Here is a 13,059-nt window from a genome sequence, read left to right as displayed (position 1 = left end):
CCGTACTATACAATATTTTACCTATAGAGTCAATATAATTTCCTTATTTTTGCATTCTTATTAACGAATCAAGCTCATTACTTCTGCACGGGCAGCAGCATCTTTCTCAAACATTCCGCGAACAGCAGAGGTGATCGTTTTCGAGCCTGGTTTTTTCACACCACGCATCGTCATGCACATATGCTCTGCTTCTACAACCACAACCACGCCATGTGGATCGAGCTTGCGCATAATTGCGTCTGCTACAGTTGCTGTAATTCGTTCCTGTAACTGTGGACGTTTTGCCACGGTATCAACCGCACGCGCCAGCTTGCTCAGTCCTACTACTCGGCCTCCACGCGGCACGTAAGCGACATGCGCTTTTCCGAAGAAGGGAACCAAGTGATGCTCACACATGGAGTAAAACGGAATGTCCTTCACCAATACCATTTCCTCATGATCTTCGCTAAAGACAGTCTCGAAATACTGCTCTTCGTCTATATGCATGCCCTCGAATACTTCGGCGTACATTTTCGCAACTCGCTTAGGGGTATCCAGCACTCCTTCACGATCAGGATCATCCCCCACTGCCTCTAGGATCATGCGAACAGCTTGCTGTATTTTATCTAAGTCGACGTTCATCATTGTACCTCCTACGTAACGGCATACGCCTTGTTTCTCATCACTAAGGTCTGCCTGCTCCAAATCAGTGACAGACTTAGTGCCTGCTCGCGATCAAAGCCAATCTTACCATATCGTTTAAAAAAAGACAAAAAGATATACCAAAATTTTCATAGGCAAACTGTATGTACACAGAAAAAAACCCACATTTTATCAATGTGGATTTTTTTATGTAAGTGCTTCGTTCTCAAAAGAAACAACTACTTGATGGAGTCTTTGAGTTGTTTACCTGGTTTAAACGCAGGTACTTTGCTGGAAGCGATTTCGATCTCTTCACCAGTTTGTGGGTTACGACCTTTACGAGCCGCACGTTCACGAACTTCGAAGTTACCAAAGCCGATCAGTTGGACTTTATCACCAGTTTTCAATGCATCTGCAATTGCGTCAAGAACTGCATCAACTGCTTTTGTTGCATCTTTCTTGGTGAGTTCTGTGGTTTCAGCCACTTTTGCAATCAGTTCTGTTTTGTTCATTTTATTCACCTCCCCTCAAAGAACACCAAGTCCTAGCTATTATTTTTCTTAACCGAAACGAAGCGTTTTATACACGATTGGTTGTTTTTACCGATCTGACAAGCTTATAGTAATACACCGATTTCTTAAATTCAACCCCCTCCTGTCGAAATTGAACGAAATACAAGAAAAAAAGGCATCTCGTCATGTCAGATGCCTTCCCTATATTTGTTGTTTATAGGACTTTAGAACTATTTATTAGAGTATGATCGCAATCAGGCCACCCGATCCCTCGTTGATGATTCGACCTAAAGTCTCCTGTAATTTGTACCTTGCGTTGTCTGGCATCATGGTAATTTTTGCCTGAATACCCTCTCTTACGATAGAGTGGAGCGAGCGTCCAAAAATATCGGAGTTCCAGATGGAAAGCGGGTCTTTGTCAAAATCTTGCATCAGATAGCGGACAAGCTCCTCACTCTGCTTCTCTGTTCCGATAATCGGAGCGAATTCAGACTCGACATCCACCCGAATCATGTGAATAGACGGAGCTGTTGCTTTGAGTCTGACTCCAAAGCGTGGTCCCTGGCGGATTAGTTCAGGTTCGTCCAAGGTCATTTCATGCAACGACGGGGCTGCTATACCGTAGCCCGTACTTCGGACCATGTGCAATGCTTCCGCTACCTGATCAAACTCGCGCTTGGCATGTGCGAATTCCTGCATGATTTTCAGCAAGTGATCCTTGCCATTTATCTCAACCCCGACAATTTCCATTAAGATGCGGTCATACAGTTCATCTGGCGCGTAGAGGTCAATCTCTGCGATCCCTTGCCCCATGTGCATACCAGCAAGGGAGGCTTTCTCTACGAAGTCATAGTCATTGAAGAAGCCGACGACACGGTCCACATCGCGTAACCGGCGGATGTCCTGCACGGTCTCACGTACAGCTTCTTCGTAATTCTGACGCAGCCAGTGCCCGTTTTCCAGCACCATTACCCAGCTCGGTAGATTGACATTTACTTCATGAACTGGGAATTCAAACAGGACTTCTCTCATGAGGAGCAAGATTTCCTGCTCTGTCATATGATCAACCGACAAGGCCACGACTGGTACATCGTATTTTTCCTGGAGCTGTACACGAAGGTTTTGTGCTTCGTCGGAGCGCGGACGCGTCGAGTTTACAACGATCACGAACGGTTTCCCGACTTCTTTCAGCTCGTTTACAACCCGCTCCTCTGCATCGATGTATCCTACACGCGGGATTTCCGCGATGCTGCCATCCGTTGTCACAACAATCCCAATGGTTGAGTGTTCCTGGATAACCTTGCGTGTCCCGACTTCGGCCGCTTCCTCAAATGGTACAGGCTCTTCATACCAAGGTGTATTTACCATTCTTGGGCCATTGTCGTCTTCAAAGCCCTTTGCCCCTTGCACCGTATAGCCAACGCAGTCAACGAGGCGGACATTGATGCTGAGTCCTTCTGTCACATGTACGTTAACGGCCTGATTCGGAACAAATTTGGGTTCGGTTGTCATGATTGTTCGTCCTGAAGCGCTCTGGGGCAACTCGTCTGTCGCTCGTATCCGCTCCGCTTCAGAGTTGATATTCGGGATTACAACTTGCTCCATAAACCGCTTGATAAAGGTCGACTTTCCCGTACGAACAGGGCCTACCACTCCGAGGTAGATGTCTCCGCCCGTCCGTTCGGCAATGTCTTTAAAGATGTCGACTCGTTCCACCATCGATGACCTCCTTCTATTTGTCTATTTTTACACTATGACCGATTTTCCGAATTATCCCTGACCGCCAGTATTTTCGTAGGGAATCTCGTACTAGTTTTGTGGACAGTACAAATATATGTATTTTTGCGTTAACTAGAACAAAAAAAACGACCCTGATCAGAGTCGTTTTTCGTAAAGTTAATTTAGTTTGAGAAGCCTTGGGTCACCATCGACCATTTCATATGGAAATGATTTCGCTGGCACGAACATGGAATTGCGTGCCAGCACGTATCTCGGATCTGTTTTTTCCGGCACGGTTACTTTTGTATCCCGAAGCAATTGCGCGATATCCGAAGCATAATCAATCCCGACTTGACCTTCAGCGTTCATGACCAGTGGCAATAAGTAAGTCCCCATCGTGGACGGCACCTGCCACGCTTTTAACCCGAGCCGCTCATGATCGATGGAATAGTATCCATTCCCCAGGTCAGCGAGTACAGGCAGCTTTTCGAAATGTCCCTTATAACGGTCTACTTCGCTCTGTACATCCGCTACTGTACTGACAGCGGTCAAATGAATGAGCTTCACTGTCGGCTTTGTATCCACATCAATCAGTACGTACTTGTATACGCCACCTTTTTCAAATGCGTTCCCAGGTACATCCGGCATGTATTTAGGGATCATCTTACGGAAATCAATCTCGTATTTTTCAAAAATAGGAGTATCGAGGGATTTCGTTACGATTGGCAACACTGCTGTGTCTTTTTGGAATTGCTCAATCGCTTTTTGTGTTGCTTCTACAAAAAAGGTACTAGGAATTTGATTCTCTGCTCTGCGCTCATCCGGATACAAGCATCCGGATAAAAGGGAAGACAGAATCGTCAAACTGATTACAAGCTTGAACGATTTTCGCCACGATTGCCACATCTTATGTACACACCTCTTACATTCCATCTTCATTTTCTTTGCGTTGTCGCTCGAGTGCAGCTGCTACCACTGATTTCAGCTTGCTTTCTGGAATCCTGACCGTACAATCCTTTTCCGTCGTTTTTGCCTGACAGGCCAAACGAATCCCATTCGCGAGATCCTTTTCAGGCAGCTTGCGCTTTTCCAGCGCGGTTGGGGGGCACAGCAGGCCATTCTCAACGACCACGCGGCACATCAGACAAGATGCGTGTCCACCGCATCTCTGAGGGATTACGACGCGAGCTGACGAAGCTACACCGACCAAGGTTTGCCCTGTCCGTGCCTTCACACTCTTCTTGCTCGGGAGAAAGGTTACTTTCCCCATTTTGTCACTTCCTTTGCTAGTACGGCCGATGAGCTACCTTGACTGTTCCTGCTGAAACAATCTTCGTCTGGCAGCCTAATCTGTAGCCTTCTGCGCGCTCAGCCTTGCGCAAACGCAGTTTTTCTTCTGGTGTCACTTCGTTTAAGTGCTCTGCCCCTTCTAAAACAATTGTACGGCATTGTGCACATACCCCTCTTTGGCAGGCATGGCCCCACACGACGTTGTTCTTTTTCGCAAGAGCAACAATGGATTGATTCAATTCGATCGAGACCTCATGACTGCCTGCACGAGTAAGTAGTGTGATCGTTGACATCGATAATCCTCCCTAGACAAAAATCACAATCAAAATCATGACAAGCACGACGAGTAATAGTAAGAATGCGAAGGTCTTCACAAGGAACCGCAAAAACCCATTGGTTATTTTTCTGGCAAAGATCATAACTAAATTGCAGACGAACATGAGCCCAATGGCGATTAAGGAAATGTTCATCTTTGTCATAGGATCAATATACATCGGGACTGCAGCATCCTTTGCATTTTTTGCTTTATTATACCATACTTCCCCCTCTTCGTCTGACGCTTGCGAACCTAATACTAGACATTCGCATAGACTATCGTGATGAATTCGCCCATTGGAGGGATGAAACGTTGAGTAATAAAGTAAATAATCGAAAATGGCGGAATCCATATGCGCCTATACCCAGCAAAAAATTAAGCGACCAAGTCGAAAATGTCTCCCTTTCCATTTCACCGAAAAGAATCCTGCCCACGGTTGATTTGCGCACCTCTGTTTCGAAAATGCGCCATAACATCAAAGGGATTGGCAGCACGATCCGGCAGGTAGAAGACACGATGGATTCATTGTACGGGGCGATGGAGATGATGGAGAACCTCGGAAAACGCACGCCTGAGCCAGAGGTCGTTGCCGAAAAGCCTGCTGGCAAACGCAAAGCAGCTCCAGAGCCACAAAAGGCAGCAGAAACACCCCCGCAGGAATCAGGCTTAGGCAACCTTTTGGCCAATATAGATATCGGGCAATTACTGGGTCTCCTGCAATCGCCTTTGGTCCAGAACCTGATCACACAGGTAAGCAGCAACTCTAAGGAACGAAAAAAAGAGGGATAAGATCCCTCTTTTTTTCTTGCAATCTGTAGGTCAGCCATGTCCCTGTAGAGCCATGATTGTTCCTAGTCTTACTGTATGACGGTTTTTGTTGCAGGTAACGGGCATAATCGCCCATTTCTCTTATTTGAGCAGCTTGGTCAAGGTGGACATGTCACCCAGATTGATTTCCTGATTGCGAAACATTTCAATGACCTTATCTTCTTTTTCAGGAGTTAATTGCTTGCCGCTAAGGGTAGCGAGTGTGCGAATGATTTGACGCAGCTTGGTCTCGTCTTCAAAATCACTGCGCTTGACCTGACCAGCTAGTGAGCGAAGCTTCTCTTCATCGACATTTTCCGTTGCTTTCCCTTGCAAGCGCTCAAAAAGTCGTTTCGACATATTATTCATGTGAAATCTCCTCCTGCACATGGGCTTTCACCCTATCGTATGTGCAGAAGCCTAAATCGGTGATACTTCATTCATGACTTATTCCGCATCGGGATTGAGGTACGCCATTTCAAAAGTTTTTCCGCGCCCCATCAGTTCTTCCACGCCTTGACGAGCTTCTTTTCCTTCAAACAGCATGCCATACAGAACAGAAGTGATTGGCATTTCCACTTGCTCGCGTTGCGATAAGGAAAAGGCTGCATTTGTTGTGCGAACGCCTTCGACGACCATACCCATCTGCGCCAGTACGTCATCGAGTTTTTTTCCTTGACCGAGCATATAGCCTGCACGCCAGTTTCGGCTGTGTTTACTCGTACATGTGGCAATCAAATCGCCAACACCAGCCAGGCCTGCAAACGTAAGCGGCTTAGCTCCGAGCTTAATGCCAAGGCGACTAATTTCAGCCAAGCCACGGGTCAACAAGGCGGCTTTAGCGTTGTCCCCATACCCTAAACCATCAGACATGCCCGCACCAAGTGCAATGATGTTCTTCAACGCTCCAGCGATCTCAGCGCCAATCAAATCCGGGTTGGTATACACACGAAAATTCGTATTCATCAGCAAATCCTGAGAACGCAGCATGCTTTCTTCCGATTCGGACGCCATCACAATTGTCGTTGGTTGCCGTTTGACTACTTCCTCTGCATGGCTTGGTCCGGACAACACAGCCAATCTGGACGCAATCTCCTGCGGCACCTCTTCCGCAATGACTTCTGACATTCGCTTCAGACTTTCCAGTTCAAAGCCTTTTGTCGCATGAATCAAAAGTACATCCGGTTCTAAGTACGGAGCCACTTGCTGACAGATTTGGCGCATGACATGGGAAGGAACAACGAGAAGAACAATTCGCTTGCCTATTACAGCCTCTTGAATGTTGGTCGTCGCCACAATATTGGCAGAAAGCTTTTCTCCCGGCAGGTACTTTTCATTCACATGCTTGCTGTTAATCTCTTCTGCCAGCTTGGCATCCCGTACCCACAGCGTAACCTGATGCCCGTTGTCCGCCAAGACTGTAGCAAGTGCCGTTCCCCAGCTTCCGGCCCCAATCACCGTAACATTTTGAATCAATACGTCCCCCTCCACTTTTCTCATGTCCGTTCGTACATCATCCCAGCTTCCGGTTGGACTTATCTCCTAATTTCCGTTCGTTTCCTGAAAGAAGATTGCGGATATTATTATAATGACGAATGTAAGCAAAGATTGCGATCGCCAAGCTCGCCCAGACAAAGGAAACAGGTTTGTCCAACAAGTAAAGGGTAAATGGAATAACCGTTACGATAACCAATGATCCTAATGAAACAAAGCGAGTGATCGCAATGACTATGACAGCCAACACGGCAGCGATCAAAAATGCCAAGGGAGAAAGCCCTAACACGACACCTAGCGTGGTCGCAATGCCTTTCCCTCCGCGGAATCCAAAAAAGATCGGCCAATTGTGACCGGCGATAACAAACAAGCCTGCCACTGCATATGCTGCCGGGTCCCCTGTCATCAGGTGAGTCAGTCCCATCGCAGCTATTCCTTTTAGTGCATCAAGAAGGAGAACGGCAATGCCGGGGCCTTTTCCTAACACCCTTAGGGTATTGGTTGCACCGGCATTTCCGCTGCCATGAGAACGTATGTCAATTCCTGCGACTTTTTTGGCGATAAGATAGCTAAAGCTAATAGAACCAATTAAATAGCTTAGCACCCAGGATAGTAACACCATGGCTTTTTTCTCTCCCTACGTTTTTTTCCGTGTCCAGATTCTAACTGGTGTGCCTTCAAATACAAAAGCTTCACGGATCTTGTTCTCTATGTAACGTTCATAGGAGAAGTGCATAAGTTCTGGATCGTTCACAAACAGAATGAACGTCGGTGGTTTCACTGTTGCTTGTGTCGCATAGTTGATCTTCAAGCGTTTGCCGCGATCAGATGGTGGAGGTGTACGGATCGTCGCATCTGTTACCAAATCATTGAGAACGCCGGTAGGAATGCGCATCGTATGTGCTTGTGCTACTTCATTGACCTTCGGCAGAATCGTATGGACACGTTGCTTCGATTTTGCAGACACATACATGATCGGAGCGTAATGCAGATATTTAAATTCTTCGCGGATCAATTCTGTGAAGCGTTGCATCGTTTTGTCGTCTTTTTCGATAGCATCCCATTTGTTCACGATAATAATGACACCACGGCCAGCCTCATGTGCATAACCCGCGATCTTCTTGTCCTGCTCGATAATGCCCTCTTCCCCGTTAATGACAACAAGTACGACATCGGAATCTTCAATGGAACGCATCGCACGCATCACACTGTATTTTTCCGTTGTTTCATACACTTTCCCGCGCTTGCGCATACCTGCCGTATCTACGAGAATGTAGCTTTGGCCATCACGCTCAAATGGCGTATCGATCGCATCACGGGTCGTTCCGGCAACATCACTGACAATGACTCGCTCTTCACCGAGAATCGCATTCGTCAAGGAAGACTTCCCGACGTTCGGACGACCGATGATGGATACACGAATCACATCGTCTCTTTTCTCTTCGTCATCCTCTGCTGGGAAATGCCGAACCACGTCTTCCAGCATATCGCCCAAGCCAAGACCGTGGCTACCTGAGACAGGGAATGGCTCGCCCAAGCCCAAGGAATAAAAGTCGTAAATATCCGCACGCATTTCCGGATTATCGGCTTTGTTCACTGCGAGTACGACCGGTTTGCCTGTCCGATTCAGCATCCGTGACAGTTCAACGTCCGCATCTGTCACACCAGTGCGGCTATCTGCAATCATAATGATGACATCTGCTTCGTCAATCGCAAGCTCTGCCTGGTAACGCATCTGTGTAAGAATCTCGTCGGTCTCGCCAAACTCAATTCCACCAGTATCAATCACATGGAAAGTATGAGTTAACCATTCACCCTTCCCGTACAGGCGGTCACGGGTTACTCCCGGCATATCCTCCACGATCGCGACTCTTTGGCCAATTAATCTGTTAAAAATCGTGGACTTCCCCACGTTGGGTCTCCCCACAATGGCTACCACTGGTAATCCCATAATCAACAACACTCTCTCTCATTTTACGTTTTGACTAGCTAATCATACCATACACTACTTATGCCGAACAATGATAAGGGTATCGTCGCTCACTTCATGCACCATCGCGTCCAGTATCTTTTCCAACGTGAAAGCTGTTTGCTGCATCTTCTCTGTAGTAGACTCGATAAAGATCGGGACACCACCCGCAATCCTGTCTTTGTTTGTCGTAATCACCGCCAAGATTAATCCTGTCATGGCCTACAGCTCCTTTTTCACGATTCTAGTCTTCGTTGGCATTCGGAAGACGCTTTCGAGAATCGGGACTGCACGAATGACGGACGTTGCCCGTTCCAAGTCTTTTTCTTGCGGCAATAAAAAGACACCCAGTCTCCCTGACTGTATATCACGTTTTACCAATGGTGTTAGCGATGGCTCTCCCGTATCTGTATATACCCCGAGCTGCGTCGCGACATCGTGCAAAATCGCTTGCCGCTGTCCTGGGTGGGCAATTGTGACCTTGGCATTGGCATCCCTCGGTGTCAGAATAAACCCCACACCTTGCTCACGTATGGTCTCTTGGGCATCTGCCAACCCGACGTTCATGATGTAAATGTCGTTCACATACAAGTCTTTTCCTTCCATTCTCACTTCCCCCGGCTCGATCTCCGCAATCAGCGACAGTGTTTTTCCAGAGCGCAGCTTGCGAGAGATTATCAAGGCGATGACACCTGCAATGACACCCCCCCACCAATGAAAAAGAATGGTTGCCGTCGTTGTCACCAATGAGGTAAACATGACCATGTAATTGCGTCCTTCAAACACCATTGCGATTCCTTCGATGTAGGGACCACCACGGGGCACCAGTTCCTGCTTATCGATCTCCGTGAGCGTAGTGCGTTCCATGTTCCTGACATCGCGGAATTGTTGAGCTGCCACCGTCAAAAATGTGACTGCTGTGTAATTCTCTTTGAGCAGGGCTGGAATCGCTAACGCTCCGAGCGCGGATGCGATCACCCCAAGTGAAACGTGAATAATTTTTCCGTGGGGATAGGTTGGATATTGTCGATAATCTGTTCGCAAAAGATGAATCCGACACATAATGCCGAATAGGAAACCCAGAACCAAAGGAAAAACGTATTCATAAGCGAGCAATTCCTTCAACACCCTAGCGTCACCTGCCCGTATCGGAATGGGAAGACTCTGTTTCTGTTCTACCAAGGATACGACGAATCGCAGACCAGACGATGCTGACGAGAGCCCATAGTGATAGGCCACTCCACAGCAGATCTTGCGCATACTCCGATCCCCAATGACAGGAACCCGACAATTTCCAAAAATATAGCGAGTGTATCGCGTCTGCGAGCGGCATGGAGAGCGTGAGCTGAAACAGCTGTCCTAGATTTGTTCTGCTCATCAAAAAAATCGTCATGACTCCAACAGCAGGTACGATGATCCTCTCATCCCAAAACAGCAGGATCGGATCGGTAAAAAACAGCCAGCGCAGCCAAAATAGCAAAAGGGCCGTTGCCAGCGCACTCAGCAAGTACAATCTGCGTATTTTGGACATGAGCTTGGTGTAAAGGACAATGCTTGCGATCAGTGGCAATACCGTTCCACTTAGACTAACCTGGATGGGGGCAAAATAGATTTCCCAGTTCACAAACGTACAAATTAAAAACGCGCTGATCACGGCGAGCACTCGTCTGCGTTCCATCTTCATGTTTCGCAGTTGCAAGTTAAAACTTCCCATCCAGACAAGACACAGTAAAGACCACTGGATGAGGATCGCAACGGTTCCCTCGTTCATGTTCATCTCCTCAAAATGATGGTTGTCTCCCCCCAAAAGTATGCCTCAACCAAGGAAATTTCATGAATCGAATGCTTGTCCACTAACTAACGTTGCGCCAGTCTCTCCAACTGCATGTGACGAAGCCTAGCTCTCTCTGCAGTTTTTCCCGTGATCATAATAGGAGTACAAGCCGCATCAGCCAGACCTTTCATTCCTAGTGCCGTCATCGCCACACGAATTTGATGATGCCATCTATCGACGGTAGACAAGCATTCTTCCAGAGAATCGCGTTGAACCAGACGCAACATTGCTCCTGCTATTCCGACAGCGGACGCACCTAAAGAAGCGGCTTTAATTACATCTAGCCCATGACGAACACCGCCTGTTGCTATGTAGGACATTCCTGAATGACCGACAGCATTCGCTTCCAGCAAGCTCTCTACCGTCGTGAATCCCCAATCCTCGAACATGGCGTGAGGATGATCACTACGCATATTTTCGACTTGCGCAAAATTTGTTCCGCCTCTTCCACCCACATCGATTGTTCTGATCCCGATTTCCATTAGCTTCTCAATTGATTCCTTCGCCATGCCAAAACCGACTTCTTTGACTATAACTGGCACATCCAGATTCTCCTTGATTGCTAGAATCCGCTCGAGATAGCCGCGAAAATCCCGATCCCCCTCAGGCATCAACAGTTCTTGCATGACATTCAGATGGATTTGCAGTCCGTTCGCTTCTATCATCTCCACCGCTGCTGTTGCCTGCTCCACTGTAGCTTCTGCCCCAACATTTGCAAACAAGATCCCCTGTGGATGTTCCCTTCTAACAATCCGATAGCTATCCGTAACATCTGGATCACGCAGAGCCGCCATTTGTGAGCCAACCGCCATAGCCAGATTGCGTTCCCTCGCTATGATCGCCAGCTTTTGATTGATTTGCGTAGTCCCACTAGCTCCACCCGTCATCGCATTTATCATAATCGGTGAGGACAGTCGCAAGGATGCGATCTCGGTGTCCAGTGATGTTTCAGCAAACGCTGCATTCGGCAAGCTGTTCGGAACAAAGCTAACATCATCAAAGCTATTCGCACCATCTCCCCCGGTGACAAGAGCATTTCGAATATGGTCCAGTTTTCTAATCGAACGACGATCCATTGTACCCCTCCTAGACTTTCACTCCCAGAAAAAAGGGATACGCCAGAGCGTATCCCCATGAATCCTACTTTTTATCTTACTTGAACTTGTCTTTCAGATCACCGAACAACTCGCCCAATGTCACGCCCATTGGTTGGTTGTTTTCTTGCGTGAATTGTTGCTGCTCACGCTTGCTCGCACGTTCTGCTTGCTCCACACGGTCTTCTTCTACTGCACGGATGCTGAGGCTAATGCGCTGTTCTTGTGGAACAACATCCAAAACTTTCACCTGTACTTCTTGACCCTCTTTCAACACCTCACTCGGTGTATTCACCCGGCGATTTGCAATTTGCGAGATGTGTACGAGGCCTTCAATTCCAGGAGCCAGCTCAATAAATGCACCGAAGGACACCAAACGTTTTACAGTTCCATTTAAAATAGAGCCCGCTTTGAAATCTTCTGCAACGTTCGCCCATGGACCTGCTTGCGTTTCCTTGATGCTAAGGCCAATGCGCTCGTTTTCGCGGTCAATTTTGAGGACCTTCACTTGTACCCTGTCGCCTTCCTTCACGACATCAGACGGCTTATCTACACGGTTCCAAGCAAGTTCAGATACGTGAACCAATCCATCTACACCACCGATATCCACGAATACGCCGAAATCGGTCATGCGCTGAACGGTTCCTTCCAATACTTGACCCACTTGGATCTTATCCATAATGGATTGCTTTTGCACTTTTGCTTCGTCTTCCAAAACCGCTTTGTGGGACAGGATGACTTTATTCTTTTCCTTATCCATTTCTACTACTTTCAAAGCCAACGTTTTGCCTTTGTAATCGGAGAAATCTTCAACGAAATGACGCTCTACCATGGAAGCCGGAATAAAGCCGCGAACGCCTACATCAACAACCAGTCCGCCCTTCACTACTTCTTTCACGGTCGCTTCGATGATTTCACCCGCTTGCATTTTTTGCTCAAGATCAGACCAAGAGGATTCCATCGCTACGGCTTTCTTGGAAACAACGAGCTCTTCTTTCTCGTCGTTTAGCTTGATGACTTTCACTTCGAAAGTATCACCAACCGCTACTACATCAGATACCTTTTCAACATGCAGTGGAGACAGTTCGCTGATAGGAATCAGACCATCGTACTTGTAGCCTAGATCTACAAGCGCTTGTTTGTCCTCAACTTTTGTTACGGTTGCTTTTACGACATCTCCTAAAGAAATGGTTGTTGCATCCGTCAAGCTTACGTTCGTTTCTTCCATCATTCAAAAGACCTCCTTAATACCATCCAGTCCCAAACGTCTATGTACAGGTTGTGTACAACCTCACTACATGAAGCGGGAGCATGTATATTTTTAACTGTCGCCTGATGGCTGGCAGTTAGTACTGATGAAGCCAGTAAGTTCCAGCAGATTTAGTATTCGTCCCTTTAGCAAT

17 protein-coding genes are annotated in these 13,059 nt (G+C 47.3%); 1 reads left to right on the top strand and 16 read right to left on the bottom strand.

Annotated elements, in window-relative coordinates:
- Positions 1-60 precede the first annotated feature (60 nt).
- The 7 genes from folE to ACKKE8_RS13765 all read right to left on the bottom strand — a co-directional run bounded on the left by folE (position 61) and on the right by ACKKE8_RS13765 (position 4,612).
- A complete protein-coding gene (folE, locus tag ACKKE8_RS13795; RefSeq protein ID WP_409178627.1) occupies positions 61-624 on the bottom strand; it encodes a GTP cyclohydrolase I FolE in 564 nt (187 codons plus the stop codon).
- 236 nt (positions 625-860) lie between these two features.
- A complete protein-coding gene (locus ACKKE8_RS13790) occupies positions 861-1,133 on the bottom strand; it encodes an HU family DNA-binding protein (protein ID WP_005831316.1) in 273 nt (90 codons plus the stop codon).
- Positions 1,134-1,370: 237 nt separating this feature from the next.
- Positions 1,371-2,849, bottom strand: coding sequence for a stage IV sporulation protein A (gene spoIVA, locus ACKKE8_RS13785; RefSeq protein WP_039960052.1), 1,479 nt, complete (start codon positions 2,847-2,849; stop codon positions 1,371-1,373).
- Positions 2,850-3,029: 180 nt separating this feature from the next.
- Entirely contained in the window at positions 3,030-3,758 is a 729-nt protein-coding gene (locus ACKKE8_RS13780) for a hypothetical protein (protein WP_409178626.1), read from the bottom strand.
- Positions 3,759-3,774: 16 nt separating this feature from the next.
- A complete protein-coding gene (locus tag ACKKE8_RS13775; protein WP_012686141.1) occupies positions 3,775-4,122 on the bottom strand; it encodes a 2Fe-2S iron-sulfur cluster-binding protein in 348 nt (115 codons plus the stop codon).
- A gap of 16 nt (positions 4,123-4,138) precedes the next feature.
- Complete coding sequence (locus tag ACKKE8_RS13770) at positions 4,139-4,435, bottom strand: 2Fe-2S iron-sulfur cluster-binding protein (protein ID WP_409178625.1); 297 nt, start codon at positions 4,433-4,435, stop codon at positions 4,139-4,141.
- Between the two features lie 12 nt (positions 4,436-4,447).
- Positions 4,448-4,612, bottom strand: a complete 165-nt coding sequence (locus ACKKE8_RS13765; RefSeq protein WP_255344482.1) for a DUF2768 family protein — start codon at positions 4,610-4,612, stop codon at positions 4,448-4,450.
- 158 nt (positions 4,613-4,770) lie between these two features.
- Between ACKKE8_RS13765 and ACKKE8_RS13760 the strand changes: the two genes are divergently transcribed.
- Positions 4,771-5,247: a hypothetical protein gene (locus tag ACKKE8_RS13760; protein ID WP_409178624.1), complete on the top strand. Its 477-nt coding sequence runs from the start codon at positions 4,771-4,773 to the stop codon at positions 5,245-5,247.
- A gap of 120 nt (positions 5,248-5,367) precedes the next feature.
- Here ACKKE8_RS13760 and ACKKE8_RS13755 read toward each other — a convergent pair whose 3' ends face one another.
- The 9 genes from ACKKE8_RS13755 to rpsA all read right to left on the bottom strand — a co-directional run bounded on the left by ACKKE8_RS13755 (position 5,368) and on the right by rpsA (position 12,887).
- The gene (locus ACKKE8_RS13755; RefSeq protein ID WP_007716506.1) at positions 5,368-5,634 is read right to left on the bottom strand and encodes a stage VI sporulation protein F; all 267 of its coding nucleotides are present in this window, start codon (positions 5,632-5,634) and stop codon (positions 5,368-5,370) included.
- Positions 5,635-5,712: 78 nt separating this feature from the next.
- On the bottom strand, positions 5,713-6,765 hold the full coding sequence (locus ACKKE8_RS13750; protein ID WP_409178623.1) for an NAD(P)H-dependent glycerol-3-phosphate dehydrogenase: 1,053 nt from the start codon (positions 6,763-6,765) through the stop codon (positions 5,713-5,715).
- A gap of 13 nt (positions 6,766-6,778) precedes the next feature.
- Positions 6,779-7,381 (bottom strand): glycerol-3-phosphate 1-O-acyltransferase PlsY, encoded by a 603-nt coding sequence (gene plsY, locus ACKKE8_RS13745; protein WP_409178622.1) that lies wholly within the window; start codon positions 7,379-7,381, stop codon positions 6,779-6,781.
- Positions 7,382-7,396: 15 nt separating this feature from the next.
- The gene (gene der, locus ACKKE8_RS13740) at positions 7,397-8,710 is read right to left on the bottom strand and encodes a ribosome biogenesis GTPase Der (protein WP_409179116.1); all 1,314 of its coding nucleotides are present in this window, start codon (positions 8,708-8,710) and stop codon (positions 7,397-7,399) included.
- A gap of 54 nt (positions 8,711-8,764) precedes the next feature.
- Positions 8,765-8,947: a capping complex subunit for YIEGIA gene (locus ACKKE8_RS13735; RefSeq protein ID WP_144616063.1), complete on the bottom strand. Its 183-nt coding sequence runs from the start codon at positions 8,945-8,947 to the stop codon at positions 8,765-8,767.
- Positions 8,948-8,950: 3 nt separating this feature from the next.
- Positions 8,951-9,856, bottom strand: coding sequence for a YIEGIA family protein (locus ACKKE8_RS13730; RefSeq protein ID WP_409178621.1), 906 nt, complete (start codon positions 9,854-9,856; stop codon positions 8,951-8,953).
- A 7-nt stretch (positions 9,857-9,863) separates the two neighbouring features.
- A complete protein-coding gene (locus ACKKE8_RS13725; RefSeq protein WP_409178620.1) occupies positions 9,864-10,499 on the bottom strand; it encodes a hypothetical protein in 636 nt (211 codons plus the stop codon).
- Positions 10,500-10,585: 86 nt separating this feature from the next.
- Entirely contained in the window at positions 10,586-11,638 is a 1,053-nt protein-coding gene (gene fni / locus ACKKE8_RS13720; protein WP_409178619.1) for a type 2 isopentenyl-diphosphate Delta-isomerase, read from the bottom strand.
- 76 nt (positions 11,639-11,714) lie between these two features.
- Positions 11,715-12,887 carry a 30S ribosomal protein S1 gene (gene rpsA / locus ACKKE8_RS13715; RefSeq protein WP_409178618.1) on the bottom strand — a complete coding sequence of 391 codons (1,173 nt, stop codon included), beginning with the start codon at positions 12,885-12,887 and terminating at the stop codon, positions 11,715-11,717.
- Positions 12,888-13,059 lie beyond the last annotated feature (172 nt).

The sequence above is a fragment of the Brevibacillus fortis genome (assembly GCF_046196545.1).
In the GTDB taxonomy this organism is placed as follows: Bacteria; Bacillota; Bacilli; order Brevibacillales; family Brevibacillaceae; genus Brevibacillus; species Brevibacillus fortis_A.
The sequence above is the reverse complement of the archived record's forward strand: the minus strand, read 5'-3'. Positions and strand labels throughout refer to the sequence as shown.